This is a genomic window from Acidovorax sp. BoFeN1 (assembly GCF_003345135.1).
GTDB lineage: Bacteria > Pseudomonadota > Gammaproteobacteria > Burkholderiales > Burkholderiaceae_C > Acidovorax > Acidovorax defluvii.
Map to the genome: position 1 here is coordinate 1 of NZ_QOZT01000032.1, position 18,199 is coordinate 18,199.

The window sequence follows — 18,199 nt, forward strand, 5'->3', positions numbered from 1 at the left end:
GCCCACCCGCCCATGGGCGGCCGCACTTCCCCCTCGCATGAACGCCTTCGTCGACGTCTCCCTGTTTCCGCGTGCGGCCAAGCCGATCACCAGCTACCGCCCGTTCTGGGCCAAGCGGTTCGGCACGGCGCCGTTCCTGCCCATGAGCCGCGCCGAGATGGAGCAGCTGGGCTGGGACAGTTGCGACATCGTTCTGGTCACCGGGGACGCCTACGTGGACCACCCGAGTTTTGGCATGGCCGTGATTGGCCGCACGCTCGAAGCCCAGGGTTTCCGCGTGGGCATCATTGCGCAGCCCGACTGGCAAAGTGCCGAGCCGTTCAAGGCGCTGGGCAAGCCCAACCTGTTCTGGGGCGTGACGGCCGGGAACATGGATTCGATGATCAATCGCTACACGGCCGACCGCAAGATCCGCAGCGATGATGCCTACACCCCGGGCGCCGAAGGCAATCGCCGCCCCGACCGCGCCGCCATCGTCTACAGCCAGCGCTGCCGCGAGGCCTATAAAGAGGTGCCCATCGTGCTCGGGGGCATCGAAGGCAGTCTGCGCCGCATTGCGCATTACGACTACTGGAGCGACAAGGTGCGCCGTTCCATCGTGGTGGATGCCAAGTGCGACCTGCTGCTGTATGGCAACGCCGAGCGTGCGCTGGTCGAGGTGGCGCACCGCCTGGCGGCGCGCGAGCCGGTCGAAAACATCACCGATGTGCGCGGCACCGCCTTTGTGCGCCGCACCACGCCCGAGGGCTGGTTTGAAATCGACTCATCCGAGGTGGACCAGCCCGGCCCGGTGGAAGCACACATCAACCCCTACCAGACGACCAGCGAGCAGGCCGCCGCAGCGGGCGGGAGCTGCAGCGGCCCGGATACTACTATTTCGATAGCTGATGGCGCACAGCCAGCAAGGGCTAGTGGCCAAAATGATGCAAAACCTGCCAGCGACGGCACGCACAAGCTCACTTTTGTGCCCAACCCGGCGTTGATGGGCAAGCGCAAGCTGCCGCCGCTGGAGCGCACGGTCATCCGCCTGCCCAGCTACGAACAGGTCAAGAGCGACGAAGTGCTTTATGCCCATGCCAACCGTGTGATGCACCTCGAAACCAACCCCGGCAACGCCCGCGCCATGGTGCAGGCGCACGGCGAGGGCACCACCGCGCGCGATGTGTGGCTCAACCCGCCGCCCATCCCGCTCACCACGGCCGAGATGGACTACATCTTTGACCTGCCCTACGCGCGCAGCCCGCACCCGCGCTACGCAGACGAGCGCGGCCGCCACGACGGCGCGACCAAGATCCCGGCGTGGGAGATGATCCGCTTTTCCATCAACATCATGCGCGGCTGCTTCGGTGGCTGCACCTTTTGCTCGATCACCGAGCACGAGGGGCGCATCATCCAGAGCCGCTCGGAAGACTCCATCATTCGCGAGATCGAGGACGTGCGCGACAAGGTGCAGGGCTTCACCGGCACCATCTCCGACCTGGGTGGCCCCACGGCCAACATGTACCGCCTGGGCTGCAGCACGCCCGAGATCGAGGCCGCCTGCCGCAAGCCCAGCTGCGTTTACCCCGGCATCTGCCAGAACCTCACCACCAACCACGACCCGCTCATCAAGATTTACCGGCGCGGCCGCGAGATCAAGGGCGTGAAGAAGATCCTCATCGGCTCGGGCCTGCGCTACGACCTGGCCATCCAGTCGCCCGAATATGTGAAGGAACTGGTGCAGCACCATGTGGGCGGCTACCTGAAGATCGCCCCCGAGCACACCGAGGCCGGCCCGCTCACCAAGATGATGAAGCCGGGCATCGGCAACTACGACAAGTTCAAGGTGATGTTCGAGAAGTACACGGCGGAGGCGGGCAAGAAGCAGTTCCTGATCCCGTACTTCATTGCTGCCCACCCCGGCACCAGTGACGAGGACATGATGAACCTCGCCATCTGGCTCAAGAAGAACGGCTTTCGGGCCGATCAGGTGCAGACCTTCTACCCCAGCCCCATGGCCACGGCCACGACCATGTTCCACACCCGGCTCAACCCGCTCAAGGGCATCCACCGTGACGAACGTGGCGAAAAGGTGGACGTGGTGCGCGGTGAAAAGCGCCGCCGCCTGCACAAGGCCTTTTTGCGCTACCACGACCCGGCCAACTGGCCGCTGCTGCGCGAGGCGCTCAAAAGCATGGGCCGCGCCGACCTCATTGGCAACGGCAAGCACCACCTGATTCCGACCTTCCAGCCCTTGAACACGGGTGGCGGCTGCGCGTCGCGCAAGAAAGACAATTTCCTCACCATTCCGTCCATGGTGACTGAGAAGGTGTCATCCAAGGCGGGACCCAAGCCGGGCCAGATCCTGACCCAGCACACGGGCTTGCCGCCACGGGCAGGTACTCAGGGTAAAAAACTGCAAAAGCCCAATACCAGCAAGCGCTGATAGCTATTGAATCAGTAGTGAAAGCGCGGCGCCTTGGCGCGCTGCGCAATCAGAGCCAGGGTTGGAACGCGCCCACCCAGTGCAGAAACCCTGCCAGCGCGGCCCAGTGCAGCACGATGGTTGCCCAGTAGACCGCGCGAAACGCGGTCTTGCTGGATTTGTGGCGCATATTTTGCTGGGCCAGCCAGGCGGCGGGCCAGCCGCCGAGCAGCGACAGCAGGTGCAGCTGCTTTTCTGCGATGCGCCACTGGCCCCGGCGTGCGGCGTTTTTGTCTGCCGCATAGAGCCACAACGTGGCCAGGTTCAAGCCCGCCAGTGCCGCCACGGTCCACAGTGGCAGGTGCCGCGTCCACACGGCCCAGGCCACCAACGCCGCCCACGCCAGCATCAGGCCATAGGCCAGGGCGGCTCCCGCAGGCGCGGCAGGGGCGGTTTTGCGGCGCGTGCGTGGCGTGCTCGCGGCTGTTGCGGTGCGGCCTGTGCTGTGGCCTGTGCGGGTTGGTTCTGGGCGGCGTGCACGCCGGGCTTGGCTGCCACGGTTGCCAGATGGGGCGCTTTGCGCGCCTGCGGCCTGCACCGCCATGGCGCGCGGGCCCTTGCCACCCCCATGGATTTCTTCAAAGACCACGGTCAGGCCTTCGCGCGGCGGTGTGGTGCCCCGGAAGTCACGGATGTGAAAGAAAACATCGGCAGCCGAGCCCTGGCTGCGGATGAAGCCAAAGGCGCGCTCGGCATTCCAGCGCACCACGGTTCCCTGCTTTGGCATGGGTTTGCGTTGCCCGACTACGGACAAGTTCTAAGCCAGGGTGTGCAGCGGAATGTCTTTGGCGTGCGCCAGTGCGTTGAGCTGCGCGCGGGTCTGACCCTTCAGGAAGCGGGCAATGGCCTCGTGCGTGGCGGGGTTGCGCAGGTGCTCCATGGTGCCTGCGGCAGGCAGGCCCGCGGCCTCGCACAGGCGGGCGGCGAAGTGGGGCTCCAGCGCAGCCACGGCCACGCGGCCATCCTGGCAGGGGTAAATGCGGTAGCCCGCGTGTGCGCCGCCCACGTCGCCCTGCGGGGTGGTCAGGCCCCAGTGCAAGGGCAGGGCCAACCACTGCGCGGCTTCGGCCAGGCCCACGTCGATGCACACGCCCGCGCCCTGCTGGCCGCGCGCCAGCAGGGCCTGCAGCACGGCTTCGCTCGCCATCAGCGCGCCTGCCATGTCGGCAAACAGCGTGGGCGGCACCTGCGGGCCGGTCAGCAGCCCGGCCTCGGCCTGGTAGGTGAGGTCGTGGCCGGGTTCTTCGGCACGCTCGCCCAGCGCGCCCACGATGCGCACCAGCGAAAGGCGCGGGTAGCGCGCCTGCAGCGCCTCCCAGCCCAGCCCCAGCTTGACCAGCGCCGAGGGGCGAAAGGAGGTGATCAGCACGTCGGTGCGTGCCAGCTCGGCGTGCAGCGCGGCCTGGCCTTCGTCGGTCTTGAGCTGGGCGTGCAGCACGCGCACGCCCTGGTGCAGCTCGCCATAGGCCGCCGGGCTGTAGATGCCCATGGGGTCTGCGCTGGTGTGGCCGGGCGCTGGCAGGGGTTCGAGCTTGGTGCACTCTGCCCCCAGGTGCGCGCAGCGCAGCAGGGCGGCAGGACCGGGCAGGTTGAGCGCCAGGCTCAGGATGCGGGTGCCTTGCAGTGGGCGAAGGGGCGTCATGGGATGGGGTCTCCGTTGAGTGCTATATATTAAATAGCTGCTAGCGCTTTGCGGACGGTCGCCAGGGCCGCTTTTGACCATAAAAAAGCCGCCCGGGGGCGGCTTGGGGGCAGCGCCACTGTAGCGCTTACATCACCTTGGCAATGGCCTGGCAGACGTAATCGATGTTCTTGCTGTTGAGCGCAGCCACGCACATGCGGCCGGTGTCGGTGCCATACACGCCGAACTCGCTGCGCAGGCGCACCATCTGGTCCTTGGTGAGGCCCGAGTAGCTGAACATGCCGATCTGCTGCGTGATGAAGGACATGTCCTGCTTCACGCCAGCGGCCTTCAGGCCATCGACGAGCTTTTGGCGCATGGCCTTGATGCGCACGCGCATTTCACCCAGCTCTTTTTCCCACATCGCGCGCAGCTCGGGGTTGTTCAGCACGGCGGCCACCACGGCACCGCCGTGGATGGGCGGGTTGGAGTAGTTGGTGCGGATGACGATCTTGAGCTGGCTCAGCACGCGGCCGGCTTCTTCCTTGTCGGCGCACAGCACCGACAGGCCGCCCACGCGCTCGCCATACAGGCTGAAGCTCTTGCTGAACGAGGTAGAGACAAAGAAGTTGAGGCCAGCGGCCACAAACTTGCCGATCACGGCGCCGTCTTCGGCGATGCCGTGGCCGAAGCCCTGGTAGGCCATGTCGAGGAAAGGCGTGAGGTTCTTGGCCTTGACGGCGGCGATGACCTGGTCCCACTGCGCGGGCGTGATGTCGTAGCCGGTGGGGTTGTGGCAGCAAGCGTGCAGCACCACGATGGTGCCGGGCGCGGCTGCGTTCAGGCTGGCCAGAAAGCCGTCAAAGTTGACGCCGCGCTTTTCGGCGTCGTAGTAAGCATAGGTGCCCACTTCGAAACCGGCGTTGGTAAACAGCGCACGGTGGTTTTCCCAGCTGGGGTCCGAGATCAGTACCTTGGCGTCGGGGCTGAGTTTCTTCAGGAAGTCGGCGCCAATCTTCAGGCCGCCAGTGCCGCCAATGGCCTGCACGGTGGCCACGCGGCCTGACTGCACGGGCTCGCTGTCGGCACCGAACACCAGGCTCTTGACGGCGTTGTCATAGGCCACGATGCCGTCGATAGGCAGGTAGCCGCGTGCGGTAGGCGTGGACATCATGGTCTTTTCGGCGGCCTGCACGCATTGCAGCAGGGGCAGCTTGCCGTTGTCGTCGAAATAAACGCCAACACCCAGGTTGACCTTGTTGGGGTTGGTGTCGGCGTTGAATTGCTCGTTGAGGCCCAGGATGGGGTCGCGGGGGGCCATTTCGACGGCGGTGAAAAGAGACATGAAAATCCTTGAAAGGTTGTCAGTAGCGAAGAATCCGGGCGTGGTGTACTGTGCCGGGTTGGGCTGATTTTAACGGCCCGCTAACTCCCATTGTTGACCGCCCCCATGCCGGATATCACAGAAGTCATCACCGAAAAGCACGACGGCGAGTTCGTCCGTTTCCCCGATTCGCCGTTCGAGCTGTTCCAGCCGTACCCGCCTGCGGGCGACCAGCCTGAGGCCATCAACAAGCTGGTGGAGGGGCTGAACGACGGCGAGACCTTTCAGACGCTGCTGGGCGTGACGGGCTCGGGTAAGACCTTCACCATGGCCAATGTGATTGCCCGCATGGGGCGCCCGGCCATCATCTTTGCGCCCAACAAGACGCTGGCCGCGCAGCTGTACAGCGAATTTCGAGAGTTCTTCCCCAAGAACGCGGTCGAGTACTTTGTGAGCTACTACGACTACTACCAGCCCGAGGCCTATGTGCCCCAGCGCGACCTGTTCATCGAGAAAGACAGCGCCATCAACGAGCACATCGAGCAAATGCGGCTCAGTTGCACCAAGAGCCTCATGGAGCGGCGCGATGTGGTGATTGTGGCCACGGTGTCGGCCATCTACGGTATTGGCGAGCCCGAAAGCTACCACCGCATGGTGATGACGCTGCGCACCGGCGACAAGCTGGGCCAGCGGGACGTGATTGCCCAGCTTATCCGCATGCAATACCAGCGCAATGAGGCGGATTTCAGCCGGGGCAAGTTCCGCGTGCGCGGCGACACCATCGACGTATTCCCGGCAGAGCATTCCGAGCTGGCCATCCGCATCGAGCTGTTTGATGACGAAGTGGAGAGCCTGCAGCTGTTTGACCCGCTCACGGGCCGCGTCAAGCAGAAGATTCCGCGTTTTACGGTGTACCCCAGCAGCCACTATGTGACGCCGCGCGACAAGGTGCTGGGGGCGGTAGAGACCATCAAGGTAGAACTGGCCGAACGACTGAAGCAACTGGTGGCCGACGGCAAGCTGGTGGAGGCCCAGCGCCTGGAGCAGCGCACGCGGTTTGATCTGGAAATGCTCAGCGAAGTGGGGCACTGCAAGGGTATTGAAAACTACACGCGCCACCTGTCGGGCGCCGCGCCGGGCGACCCACCCAGCACGCTGACCGACTACATGCCCAAGAACGCCATCATGTTCCTGGACGAGAGCCACCAGATGATTGGCCAGCTCAACGCCATGTACAGCGGCGATCGCTCGCGCAAGACCACGCTGGTCGAATATGGTTTTCGCCTGCCTTCGGCGCTGGACAACCGGCCGCTGAAGTTTGAGGAGTTCGAGCAGCGCATGCGGCAGGTCATTTTTGTATCGGCCACACCCGCCGACTACGAAAAGACGCACTCAGGCCAGATCGTGGACCAGGTGGTGCGGCCCACAGGCCTGGTGGACCCGGTGGTTGAGGTGCGCCCGGCCACGCACCAGGTGGATGATGTGCTTCAAGAAATACGCATTCGCGCAGAAAAGCACGAGCGCGTACTCATCACCACGCTCACCAAGCGCATGGCAGAGCAGCTGACCGACTACCTCACCGACAACGGCGTGAAGGTGCGCTACCTGCACAGCGATGTGGACACGGTGGAGCGCGTGGAGATCATTCGTGACCTGCGCCTGGGCGCGTTTGATGTGCTTGTGGGTATCAATCTGCTGCGCGAAGGGCTCGACATTCCCGAGGTGTCGCTGGTGGCCATCCTCGATGCGGACAAGGAAGGCTTCCTGCGTGCAGAGCGCAGCCTGATCCAGACTATTGGCCGCGCGGCGCGCAATCTCAACGGCCGCGCCATCCTGTATGCAGATCGCATCACCGAGTCCATGAAAAAAGCCATGGGCGAGACGGAACGCCGACGCATCAAGCAGATCGCACACAACGAGGCCCACGGAATCACGCCGCGCAGCATTGTCAAGCGGGTAAGAGACCTGATTGACGGCGTTTACAGCGAGAAGGCGGGCAAAGATGCTGAGCGGCTGGAGCAGGAAGCCATGCAGCGTGCGCAGGTGGAAGACATGTCAGAGAAAGATGTGGCGCGGGAGATCAAACGGCTCGAAAAGCTCATGCTGGAGCACGCGCGCAATCTGGAGTTCGAGCAGGCAGCGCGGGTGCGAGACCAATTGACGCGACTCAAGGATCAGGCCTTTGGTGCGCATGGCAGTGATTCGATCGCTCTTTGATGTCCGTCACTCCGAGGCGAAAAAACCAAACAGTGGAATAGTGACTTGTTGGTTTTTTAACCCGACAAATTCGATAGGGATTTGTGTTATACTCTCACAAAACACTCAAGAACAGAGCCCAACGATGAAGGGCCCCGCATCAGAAGGCTGAACGGGGGTAAGGGGCGGAGACGGTGCTGACGCAGTGCATTTGCCAGTGTCAGCAGTATTTATAACGAACAAGCCTACACAAGGAGCTTGCGATGCGTCTCACAACCAAAGGCCGTTTTGCGGTCACCGCCATGATTGACCTGGCTTTGCGCCAGAACAATGGTCCCGTCACTCTGGCGGCCATCAGCCAGCGGCAGCAGATTTCGCTGTCGTACCTGGAGCAACTCTTTGGCAAGCTGCGTCGCCACGAGCTCGTCGAATCGACCCGTGGCCCAGGCGGCGGCTACACGCTGGCCCGCAAGGCCGGTGACATCACGGTGGCAGACATCATTGTGTCGGTGGACGAACCCATTGATGCCACGCAGTGTGGTGGCAAGGAAAATTGCCTGGGCGAAGCCGGACGCTGCATGACGCACGAACTTTGGGCTTCGCTCAACCAGCGCATGGTGGAATTTCTGGATTCCGTCACGCTGCAGAAACTGGTGGACGAGCAGCTTGCCAAGGGAGTTCAGATTGAGGACAAGCCCATGGCACGGCGCGCCATTTCGACCACACCAGTGGTCAAGCCCATCCGCGTGAACGCACCCAACTCGGTCTTTGCACTGGGTAACGTGTTCGCAAAATCCTGAGCTGATTGCCACCTGTTTCGGTCCTGGGGCCAGCCGCGCCCTGAACGATTTTGATTGCATAGCTTTTTGTTGCCAGCCAGAAACTTTTACTGAGCCAGCCATGGACATGACCCCGCATTTCCCCATTTATCTCGATTACGGCGCCACCACTCCGGTCGATTCACGCGTTGTGGATGCCATGATCCCATGGCTGCGCGAGCACTTTGGCAACCCGGCATCCCGCAGCCACGCCTGGGGCTGGGAAGCCGAAGAGGCGGTGGAGAAGGCGCGTGTGCAAGTGGCCGATCTGATTGGTGCAGACCCCCGCGAAATCGTCTGGACCAGCGGTGCCACTGAGTCCATCAACCTGGCCTTGAAGGGCGCTGCCCACTTCTACCAGGGCAAGGGCAAGCACCTCATCACCCTCAAGACCGAACACAAGGCCGTGCTGGACACCATGCGCGAGCTGGAGCGCCAGGGGTTTGATGTGACTTACCTGGATGTCCAGGAAGATGGACTGGTGAACATGGATGCCCTGAAGGCTGCCATTCGTCCCGACACCATCCTGATCAGCATCCTGTTCGTGAACAACGAAATCGGCGTGATCCAGGACATTCCGGCCATTGGTGCGTTGTGCCGCGAAAAAGGCATCCTGCTGCACGTGGATGCCGCGCAGGCTACGGGCCGAGTCGAGATCGACATGAATGTGTTGCCCATTGATCTGATGAGCATGACCGCCCACAAGACCTATGGCCCCAAGGGCGTGGGCGCCTTGTTTGTGCGCCGCAAGCCCCGTGTGCGCCTGGAAGCGCAGATGCACGGCGGTGGCCATGAGCGCGGCATGCGCTCGGGCACGCTGCCTACGCACCAGATCGTGGGCATGGGCGAGGCCTTTCGCATCGCCAAGGAAGAAATGGCCGAGAGCAATGCCAAGGCCAAGGCGCTGCAGCAGCGCCTGCTGGATGGCTTGAAGGACATCGAACAGGTGTTTATCAATGGCAGCCTGGAGCGTCGGGTACCGCAGAACTTGAACATGAGCTTCAACTTCGTCGAGGGCGAATCCCTGATCATGGGTATCAAGGGCCTGGCCGTGTCGTCGGGCTCGGCTTGCACTTCTGCCAGCCTGGAACCCAGCTATGTCTTGCGCGCCCTGGGCCGCAGCGACGAACTGGCGCACAGCAGCCTGCGCATGACCATCGGCCGTTTCACCACCGAAGAAGAGATCGATTACGCCATTGGCACCATCCGTGAAAACGTGGCCCGATTGCGTGAGCTCAGTCCCTTGTGGGAGATGTACAAGGACGGCATCGACATCAGCACCATCCAATGGGCTGCACACTGAATCCCTGAAGAATTGAAGAGGTACACATCATGGCTTACTCAGACAAAGTGGTTGACCATTACGAAAACCCCCGCAATGTGGGCTCGTTCGACAAAGGTGATGATTCGGTGGGCACCGGCATGGTGGGCGCACCCGCTTGCGGCGACGTGATGAAGCTGCAGATCAAGGTGAACCCTGAAACCGGGGTGATCGAAGATGCGCGCTTCAAGACCTACGGCTGCGGTTCGGCCATTGCCTCGTCCTCGCTTGTGACCGAATGGGTGAAAGGCAAAACGCTGGACGAAGCGGCAGCGCTGAAAAACAGCGAAATTGCCGAAGAGCTGGCCCTGCCGCCCGTCAAAATCCACTGCTCCATCCTGGCCGAAGACGCCATCAAGGCGGCGGTAAACGACTACAAGGCCAAGCACAACAGCGCGGTGGCTGCAGTCTGACCATGGCCATCACGCTGACTGAAGCGGCTGCCCGGCACGTCACCCGTTACCTTGCGCGCCGCGGCAAGGGTTTGGGTGTGCGCCTGGGGGTAAAAACCACCGGATGCTCCGGACTGGCATACAAGCTCGAATATGTGGACGATTCCGAGCCGGAAGACATCGTTTTCGAGAACCACGGCGTCAAGGTGCTGATTGATCCCAAGAGCCTGGCCTACATTGACGGTACCGAGCTGGATTTTGTGCGTGAAGGCCTGAACGAAGGCTTCAAGTTCAACAATCCCAATGAACGGGACCGCTGTGGCTGTGGAGAGAGTTTTCGGGTTTGAAGCCTTCTGCTGCGCTGCCATCCAACCGCCATCGCACTCTGTGCTGGCGGTTTTTTATTGATCCGGTGTGACCTGGTGTGGGCATGAATCTGCAATCTGACGATTTTGAACTGTTTGGCGTGCCGCAACGCTTCGCCCAGGACCGGGCGGCACTGGATGCACGCTGGAAAGAGCTGCAGCGCGAGGCGCACCCTGATAAATTTGCCGCACAAGGGGCCGCAGCCCAGCGTGTGGCCATGCAATGGTCGGTTCGCATCAACGAGGCCTATCAGCGCCTGAAAGACCCGATGCGCCGCGCCGCCTACCTGTGCGAACTGCATGGCGCGCCCATTCAGGCCGAAGACAACACGGCCATGCCGACAGCCTTTTTGATTCAACAGATGGAATGGCGCGAATCGCTGGAGGAAGCGCGGTCGGCAGCCGAGCTGGACGCCCTGGATGAGGGTGTGCAGCAGGCACGTGGCGAAGCGCTGGCCCTGTGCGGACAATTGCTCGATCAGCAGGCAGACTATGCCGGTGCCGCGCGGCAGGTCAGAGCCCTCATGTTCATTGCGCGATTTGCCGACGATATCGAGCGTCGTCGGGATCAACTGGGACAATAGAGGCACAACCCCTTTTCGAGGCATTTTCCGCGGGGCGGGGCTTCATTACGTAGAACACAGAATTTCCATGGCGCTTTTGCAGATTTCCGAACCCGGGCAATCCCCGGATCCGCACCAGCGGCGCATCGCGGTTGGCATTGATTTGGGCACCACGCATTCACTGGTGGCCGCTGTGCGCAACGGCGTGGCCGAGTGCCTGCCCGATGATGAAGGGCGTGTCCTGTTGCCTTCTGTGGTGCGTTACCTGGAGCAGGGTGGGCGGCAGATTGGCTACGATGCGGTGGCGGCACAGTCCAGTGATGCCCGCAACACTATTGCCTCGGCCAAGCGCTTCATGGGCCGCGGCCTGCAGGACGTGGCGCAGGCAGAAGAGCTGCCCTACGAGTTTGTCCACAACCCCGGCAACAACGCTGGTGGCATGGTCAGTGTGGTGACGGCGGGTGGCATCAAGTCACCGGTCGAAATCAGTGCCGAGATATTGGCCACGCTGCGTTACCGCGCCGAAGACACCTTCAATGACGATCTGTACGGTGCGGTCATTACTGTGCCGGCTTATTTCGATGACGCCCAGCGCCAGGCCACCAAGGATGCGGCCAAGCTGGCGGGAATCCATCTGCTGCGCCTGATCAATGAGCCCACCGCGGCGGCCATTGCCTATGGCCTTGATAACGCCAGCGAAGGCGTCTATGCCGTTTACGACCTGGGCGGTGGAACCTTCGACATTTCGGTTTTGCGTCTGACGCAAGGTGTTTTTGAAGTGATCGCCACGGGTGGCGATTCTGCTTTGGGCGGCGACGACTATGACGCGGCGCTTGCCAACTGGGTGCTTCAGCAGCAGGGTCTGACCGCCGACACCCCCGACGACAAGGCCGCCATCCGTATGGCAGCCAGAGCCTGCAAAGAGGCATTGACAGCTACTGAAATGGTAGCGCTTACCGCTGATTTGACGGGCGGAAGAGTGCATTTTGATGTAAAAAAATCAGATTTTGAAGCGGTTACCGCCGAGTTGACCGCTCGCTCAATGGCCGCTGTGCGCCGCGTGATGCGCGATGCCAAGCTTGTGCGCGATGACGTGCAGGGCGTAGTCATGGTGGGCGGCTCCACCCGCATGCCCCAGGTGCAGCGCGCAGCAGCCGAGTTTTTTGGCAAGGAACCCCTGACCAATCTCAACCCGGATGAGGTGGTTGCACTGGGAGCCGCCATTCAGGCCAACCAGCTGGCGGGCAACAACACGGCGGGAGATTTGTTGCTGCTCGACGTGATTCCCCTCTCGCTGGGTATTGAGACCATGGGTGGCTTGGTAGAGCGCATCGTGGCCCGCAATGAAACCATTCCTACCGCCAAGGCGCAGGATTTCACCACCTACAAGGACGGCCAGACGGCACTGGCCATCCATGTGGTGCAGGGTGAGCGCGATCTGGTGCAGGATTGCCGCAGCCTTGCGCGGTTTGAATTGCGTGGCATCCCGCCCATGGCGGCAGGCGCGGCCCGTATCCGCGTTACCTTCACGGTCGATGCCGATGGCCTTTTGAGCGTGAATGCCAGAGAGCAGGGCAGTGGTGTAGAGGCCCGGATTGATGTGAAGCCTTCCTACGGCCTGTCGGACGACCAGATCGCCCGGATGCTGCAGGATGGTTTTGCCACCGCAGCGCAGGACATGCACGCACGGGCCGTGGTGGAGGCGCGCGTGGATGCCGATCGCATGCTGATTGCCACCCAGAGCGCCCTTGACTCCGATGGCGACGTGTTGTCTGCGTCAGAGCGCGCCGATATCGATGCCTTGATGGCGGCTTTGGCCACGCAGCGCGATTGCGACGATGCTGCCGTCATTGAAGCAGCCACCCAGGCCCTTGCCAAGGGCACAGAAGCCTTTGCCGCGCAGCGCATGAACCGCGGCATTCGGCAGGCCCTGGCCGGAAAAAACGTGCAAACCCTTTAACCCACCATGGTCTGCATCAACGCAGGTGTCCAGTCGCTGATTTTGGCGAAGTATCCCGTGGGGATGCGGCACCGGTTGTGCAAGACCTGTCTATAAAAGCGACGCCATGCCCGTCATCAAGATACTGCCCCATCCTGAATATTGCCCCTCTGGCGCCGAGATCAATGCACCTGCGGGCACGTCCATCTGCGAAGCGCTGCTGGAAAACCACATCAACATCGAGCATGCCTGCGACATGAGCTGTGCGTGCACCACCTGCCACGTCATTGTGCGCGCGGGCATCGACTCGCTCAACGAGGCTGAGGAAGAAGAAGAGGATTTGCTCGACCGCGCCTGGGGGCTGGAACCCCAGTCGCGCCTCTCGTGCCAGGCGATCATCGCGCAGAAAGACTTGGTGGTGGAGATTCCCAAATATTCCATCAACCATGCCAAGGAAAACCACTGAAATGCACCGTGCTCATTGGCAGCGCCGCATGAATGCCCAGCGCCGCGCAGCGCGCGCACCTCGGGAGGCCTGATGTCACGCCAGATAGTTCTCGATACGGAAACCACCGGTCTGTCCGCCGAAGGGGGCGACCGCATCATTGAAATTGGCTGCGTGGAGCTCGTGGCACGCAAGCTCACGGGCAACAACAAGCATTTTTACCTGAACCCTGAGCGCGACAGCCACGAGGACGCGCTAAGGGTGCACGGCATCAGCAACGAGTTCCTGAAGGACAAGCCCAAGTTTGCAGCCGTGGCGGATGAGTTGCTTGATTATCTGCAGGGCGCCGAGATCATCATCCACAACGCGGCGTTTGACGTGAGTTTCCTGAACAAGGAGCTGGAACTGGCGGGGCGCCCCGCGTTTCGCAGCTTTGTTGACAGCGTTACCGACACCCTGGCCATGGCCAAGGAGCTCTATCCTGGCAAACGCAATTCGCTTGACGCATTGTGTGACCGCTTGGGTGTGGACAACTCCAGCCGCACGCTGCACGGCGCCTTGCTCGATGCCGAGCTGCTTGCCGACGTGTACATCAACCTCACGCGGGGCCAGGATGCACTCTTGATCATCGACGATGCGCAGGAAGGCGGCGGTTGTGCCGATTTTGTTCCGATCGACCTGCGCAGCTTCACCCTGGCCGTGATCCAGGCCAGCGAGCAGGAAGCCCAGGCCCACAGTGAAGTCTTGACACAGATCGACAAGGCCAGTGGTGGCAAAACAATTTGGCGATCCGCTCAGACAGTCTGAAAAGCTGTGCCATAATTGAAGGCTGTCACAGCGACAAGGGTGATTAGCTCAGCGGTAGAGCACTGCCTTCACACGGCAGGGGTCACATGTTCGATCCATGTATCACCCACCAAGTCTGTTGACAGCATCGCAATTCCTGTAATGGGGTGTGCGACGGGTGATTAGCTCAGCGGTAGAGCACTGCCTTCACACGGCAGGGGTCACATGTTCGATCCATGTATCACCCACCAGTTTTTCGAATGAAATCAAGGGCTTGGCAGAAATGTCAGGCCCTTTTTCTTTGGCTCGTTCCCATCGGGCACACAGACAATATCTTGACCGGCTTCGGTGCACATGCGCATTCAGGCAATGCCGGTGCTGGCTGTGGTGGCCTGCGCCAACCCGCTGCGTGCGAGCTTTCGATGTTGCAGCCGTTGGGGGTGACAATTTTGGGGAGTCGCTTTTCAAAAGCGCCCTGCGCCAGCCTTTAAAGTAGGCTGCTTGTCTTGAACAAAGGACCACAAAGATGACAGACCAGGTCGATTGCGTAGTGGTGGGGGCGGGAGTTGTGGGCCTTGCCGTGGCCCGCACGCTGGCGCTGCAAGGGCGGGAGGTGATGGTGCTGGAGGCGGCGGACGCCATTGGCACGGGCACCAGTTCGCGCAACAGCGAAGTCATTCATGCCGGGTTGTATTACCCCACGGGCTCGCTCAAGGCTCGCCTGTGCGTTCAGGGCCGTGATCTTTTGTACGCCTATTGCGCCGCCCACGGCGTGCCGCATCGCCGCTGCGGCAAGCTGCTGGTGGCGACTTCGCCGGAGCAGTTGGCAGGCCTTCGGTCGATTCAGGCGCGTGCTGCGGCAAATGGTGTTCTGGATCTGCAGTGGCTGGATCACGATGCAGCCAGGGCGTTGGAGCCCGCCCTTGAATGCGTGGCGGCGCTGCATTCACCCAGCACAGGGATCGTGGACAGCCACGCACTCATGCTCGCCCTGCAAGGTGATCTGGAGCATGCCGGGGGGCTTGTGGCATTAAATTCGCCTCTAGCCCTTGCCAAGTGTGCGCAAGATGCTATTTTTTTAGAAGCTAAGGATGGCACGCGGCTGCAAGCCCGCACGGTGGTCAATGCCGCGGGGTTGCATGCGCCGTCCCTGGCCCGGCAGTTCTCCGGGCTCGACGCACGCCATGTTCCTGCAGCGCACTTCGCCAAGGGCAGTTACTTCACGCTGACTGGAAAGGCCCCCTTTAGCCACCTGATCTACCCGGTGCCAGAGGCGGCAGGCCTGGGGGTACACCTGACGCTGGATCTGGGTGGGCAGGCCAAGTTCGGTCCGGATGTGCAATGGGTGGATTCGGCCGATGACCTGCTGGTCGACCCGGCGCGGGGTGACGCCTTTTACGCCGAAGTACGCAAATACTGGCCTGACTTGCGCGACGGAGCGCTGGCACCGGGCTATGCCGGTATCCGCCCCAAGATTCATGGCGCCAGTGCGCCCGCGGCGGACTTTCTGATCCAGGGGCCGCGAGACCATGGCGTGCCAGGGCTGGTGAATCTTTTTGGCATCGAGTCTCCGGGCCTCACCAGCGCACTGGCCATCGCTGACCATGTGCGTCACTTGGTTTGACCTGCGTTAAGGTTTTGTCTGTTGGTAACGTTTTGCGACCAAGCGATATGAAAGGTTTTTGGGCATGTCGCTAAGATGGTCCTTATGCCGGCGCAACATCTGTGCTGCATGGCTGCTCACTTATTGCAATGAAAGGGATGTATGACTGCTTCTGACACCACCACCACCCAGGGCGAACTCGAAAAACTGGTTTCCGATCTGCGCGGCTTGTTGGCCAGCAGGGATCTGGACGCCTTTCCCGAGATCAAGGTGCTTCGCCAGCGTCTGGATGACGGCATGCATTCGGTGCGTGAATCGGCAGTGCGCGCCGCACAGGAAGCTGCCCGCCAGGCCAAGGATGCGGCACTTGCTGCCGATCGTTATGCACATGATGAGCCTTGGCGCGTAGCCAGCGCAGCGCTGGCGGTAGGGGCTTTGGTAGGCTTTTTGCTTGCGCGCCGCTGATCGTTGTCAGGTCATCGCACCGTTGCAGGGAGGGTTTGTATGAACTGGCTTTCCTTGCTTGGGCTTGAAGCCTTTGTGGCGCGGTGGCGTGCGAATGTCATTGAAGGTGCCATAGCCGCTGAAGACCGGCTGGAACTGGCGCGCCTCGAGTGGCTCGACCAAAAGCAGCGCCTGCAGCAAATGCTGGTGCTGTTGATTGCTGTAACCGGGCTTACTGTAGTGACCCTGGTGCTGGTGTCGATCGCCATACTGGTGCAGTTCTGGGACACGCCGCACCGCGTGATGGTCGCTTGGGTGGTCGCTGGCGTATGGCTGGTGGCCTGGTGCGCAGCCATCATCAAACTCGTTTCGGTGGCGCGCAGCACAGGCAGTGGCTTTGCCCTCACTCGGCGCGAATTGTCGCAAGACTGGCGTGATATCAAGGAGCGCTTGTGAGTTCTTCTGAACAGGCATTGCCTGTACACGCAACACAGGCACAACAACGGGTGCTGGAACGCATTGCCGTGCAGCGGGAGCGCTTGCGTGCGCGCCGCGCTGCCCGAATCCAGTCCCAGGCCCTGGCCGAGGTATCGGCGGGGGACGACGCAGATGCGCCGCTGCTGGCACGCGCAATTGCCTTTACCCGCCAACACCCTGCCGCCGTGGCCGCCCTGGCAGGCGTAGCGATTGCAGCCGGCCCACGCCGACTGATCCGGTGGGCGGGGGTCGTGCTACCTCTCGTGATGCGCCTGCGGCGCTGACCCAAAAGACGGAGCCAGTGATGGCTTCGTCTATCCGCATGATGCTGCTGGTCAGGCTGCCTGTCAGCCCATCGCCTTGATAGCGCGTGCTGCTTTCGAGACGAGCGAAGGGCCTTCGTAAATCAGGCCGGTGTAGATTTGAACCACATCTGCTCCCGCACGAATCTTGCTGAGTGCATCTTCTGCACTCATGATGCCGCCCACTCCGATGATCGGAAAGCGGCTTCCCAGCGCTGAGCGAAGCTGCCGGATGACCTGGTTGCTGGATTCGAGCACTGGTGCACCGCTGAGCCCGCCCATTTCACTGGCATGGGGCATTCCTTTGACGGCTTCCCGACTGATTGTGGTGTTGGTGGCGACAACGCCATCCATGCCGTGGCGTTGAAGGGTGGCCGCAATCACCGACACTTGCGCTTCGTCAAGATCGGGGGCGATCTTGACGAAGATGGGAACCCGGCGGGGCTTTGTTGCGCCCCTGCCATCGGTCTGGCTGTATTGCTCGGTCAGGGCTTCACGGCGCTCGGCAATGGCGCCCAGCAGGCTGTCGAGTGCTGCGTCACTTTGCAGTGCGCGCAGGTTTTGCGTGTTCGGTGAACTGATATTCACCGTGACGTAGTCCGCGTGCGGATACACGCCCTCCAGACAGGTCAGGTAATCGCTGGTGGCGTTTTCGATGGGCGTACTGGCGTTTTTTCCAATATTCAGTCCCAGCAGCATGGGGTGCTTGCGCGGGAGCGTGCGAAAGCGTGCCTGTTGCACGTTGTGGAGAAATGCGTCCAGGCCATCGTTGTTGAAGCCCAGACGGTTGATCAGTGCCCGTGCCTCGGGCAGGCGGAACATGCGTGGTTTGGGGTTGCCAGGTTGTGCCTTGGGCGTGACGGTGCCTACCTCGACAAACCCGAAGCCCATGGCGCCCAGGGCATCGATGCAGCGGGCATTTTTGTCCAGGCCTGCAGCCAGGCCCACGCGGTTGGGAAAGGTCAGTCCGGCCAGCTCGATGGGGTCATCCACCGTCTCATTGCACCAGGCCCACTGCAGCGGCGTGCGCTGTCCGCGCGCCAGCATGTCCATGGTGAGTTCGTGGGCAGCTTCGGCATCCATGCCAAAAAGAAGGGGGCGGGTGAGTGCGTAGGGGATCAGGGACATGGAGGGATAAT

The 18,199-nt window shown here is 61.8% G+C and carries 18 protein-coding genes and 2 tRNA genes; 16 read left to right on the forward strand and 4 right to left on the reverse strand.

What is annotated here, in order from left to right; all coding sequences use genetic code 11:
- Positions 1 to 37 precede the first annotated feature (37 nt).
- Positions 38 to 2,425 (forward strand): YgiQ family radical SAM protein, encoded by a 2,388-nt coding sequence (locus DTW89_RS09325; protein WP_114655738.1) that lies wholly within the window; start codon positions 38 to 40, stop codon positions 2,423 to 2,425.
- A 49-nt stretch (positions 2,426 to 2,474) separates the two neighbouring features.
- Here the strand turns inward: DTW89_RS09325 and DTW89_RS09330 are convergent, their stop codons facing one another.
- The 3 genes from DTW89_RS09330 to DTW89_RS09340 form a co-directional block, all read right to left on the reverse strand.
- Positions 2,475 to 3,191: a cold shock and DUF1294 domain-containing protein gene (locus DTW89_RS09330; protein ID WP_114655739.1), complete on the reverse strand. Its 717-nt coding sequence runs from the start codon at positions 3,189 to 3,191 to the stop codon at positions 2,475 to 2,477.
- Between the two features lie 30 nt (positions 3,192 to 3,221).
- A complete protein-coding gene (locus DTW89_RS09335) occupies positions 3,222 to 4,106 on the reverse strand; it encodes a CoA transferase (RefSeq protein WP_114655740.1) in 885 nt (294 codons plus the stop codon).
- Between the two features lie 127 nt (positions 4,107 to 4,233).
- Positions 4,234 to 5,430, reverse strand: a complete 1,197-nt coding sequence (locus tag DTW89_RS09340; RefSeq protein WP_114655741.1) for an amino acid aminotransferase — start codon at positions 5,428 to 5,430, stop codon at positions 4,234 to 4,236.
- 105 nt (positions 5,431 to 5,535) lie between these two features.
- Between DTW89_RS09340 and uvrB the strand changes: the two genes are divergently transcribed.
- From uvrB to DTW89_RS09415, 15 genes are all read left to right on the forward strand, one after another.
- Positions 5,536 to 7,626: an excinuclease ABC subunit UvrB gene (gene uvrB / locus DTW89_RS09345; RefSeq protein WP_114655742.1), complete on the forward strand. Its 2,091-nt coding sequence runs from the start codon at positions 5,536 to 5,538 to the stop codon at positions 7,624 to 7,626.
- A gap of 242 nt (positions 7,627 to 7,868) precedes the next feature.
- Positions 7,869 to 8,405, forward strand: a complete 537-nt coding sequence (iscR, locus tag DTW89_RS09350; RefSeq protein WP_024815033.1) for a Fe-S cluster assembly transcriptional regulator IscR — start codon at positions 7,869 to 7,871, stop codon at positions 8,403 to 8,405.
- A 100-nt stretch (positions 8,406 to 8,505) separates the two neighbouring features.
- The gene (locus DTW89_RS09355) at positions 8,506 to 9,726 is read left to right on the forward strand and encodes an IscS subfamily cysteine desulfurase (RefSeq protein ID WP_114655743.1); all 1,221 of its coding nucleotides are present in this window, start codon (positions 8,506 to 8,508) and stop codon (positions 9,724 to 9,726) included.
- A gap of 29 nt (positions 9,727 to 9,755) precedes the next feature.
- A complete protein-coding gene (iscU, locus tag DTW89_RS09360) occupies positions 9,756 to 10,157 on the forward strand; it encodes a Fe-S cluster assembly scaffold IscU (RefSeq protein ID WP_024815035.1) in 402 nt (133 codons plus the stop codon).
- A gap of 2 nt (positions 10,158 to 10,159) precedes the next feature.
- Positions 10,160 to 10,483, forward strand: coding sequence for an iron-sulfur cluster assembly protein IscA (gene iscA, locus DTW89_RS09365; protein WP_024815036.1), 324 nt, complete (start codon positions 10,160 to 10,162; stop codon positions 10,481 to 10,483).
- 83 nt (positions 10,484 to 10,566) lie between these two features.
- On the forward strand, positions 10,567 to 11,085 hold the full coding sequence (hscB, locus tag DTW89_RS09370; RefSeq protein ID WP_111866675.1) for a Fe-S protein assembly co-chaperone HscB: 519 nt from the start codon (positions 10,567 to 10,569) through the stop codon (positions 11,083 to 11,085).
- 67 nt (positions 11,086 to 11,152) lie between these two features.
- Positions 11,153 to 13,024 carry a Fe-S protein assembly chaperone HscA gene (gene hscA / locus DTW89_RS09375; RefSeq protein ID WP_114655744.1) on the forward strand — a complete coding sequence of 624 codons (1,872 nt, stop codon included), beginning with the start codon at positions 11,153 to 11,155 and terminating at the stop codon, positions 13,022 to 13,024.
- Between the two features lie 106 nt (positions 13,025 to 13,130).
- Positions 13,131 to 13,469, forward strand: a complete 339-nt coding sequence (gene fdx, locus DTW89_RS09380; RefSeq protein ID WP_024815039.1) for an ISC system 2Fe-2S type ferredoxin — start codon at positions 13,131 to 13,133, stop codon at positions 13,467 to 13,469.
- 72 nt (positions 13,470 to 13,541) lie between these two features.
- Positions 13,542 to 14,255, forward strand: coding sequence for a DNA polymerase III subunit epsilon (gene dnaQ, locus DTW89_RS09385; protein ID WP_114655758.1), 714 nt, complete (start codon positions 13,542 to 13,544; stop codon positions 14,253 to 14,255).
- Positions 14,256 to 14,292: 37 nt separating this feature from the next.
- A tRNA-Val gene (locus DTW89_RS09390) sits at positions 14,293 to 14,367 on the forward strand.
- A gap of 43 nt (positions 14,368 to 14,410) precedes the next feature.
- Positions 14,411 to 14,485 (forward strand) — tRNA-Val (locus DTW89_RS09395).
- A 275-nt stretch (positions 14,486 to 14,760) separates the two neighbouring features.
- Entirely contained in the window at positions 14,761 to 15,858 is a 1,098-nt protein-coding gene (locus DTW89_RS09400) for an NAD(P)/FAD-dependent oxidoreductase (RefSeq protein WP_114655745.1), read from the forward strand.
- Positions 15,859 to 15,999: 141 nt separating this feature from the next.
- Positions 16,000 to 16,302 (forward strand): DUF883 family protein, encoded by a 303-nt coding sequence (locus tag DTW89_RS09405; RefSeq protein ID WP_024815041.1) that lies wholly within the window; start codon positions 16,000 to 16,002, stop codon positions 16,300 to 16,302.
- 39 nt (positions 16,303 to 16,341) lie between these two features.
- On the forward strand, positions 16,342 to 16,737 hold the full coding sequence (locus DTW89_RS09410; protein WP_114655746.1) for a phage holin family protein: 396 nt from the start codon (positions 16,342 to 16,344) through the stop codon (positions 16,735 to 16,737).
- Positions 16,734 to 17,042 carry a hypothetical protein gene (locus DTW89_RS09415; RefSeq protein ID WP_024815043.1) on the forward strand — a complete coding sequence of 103 codons (309 nt, stop codon included), beginning with the start codon at positions 16,734 to 16,736 and terminating at the stop codon, positions 17,040 to 17,042. The genes DTW89_RS09410 and DTW89_RS09415 overlap by 4 nt, the downstream gene beginning before the upstream one ends.
- Positions 17,043 to 17,105: 63 nt before the next feature.
- On the opposite strand, the gene DTW89_RS09420 is transcribed toward DTW89_RS09415, so the two are convergent.
- On the reverse strand, positions 17,106 to 18,188 hold the full coding sequence (locus DTW89_RS09420) for a quinone-dependent dihydroorotate dehydrogenase (RefSeq protein ID WP_114655747.1): 1,083 nt from the start codon (positions 18,186 to 18,188) through the stop codon (positions 17,106 to 17,108).
- Positions 18,189 to 18,199 lie beyond the last annotated feature (11 nt).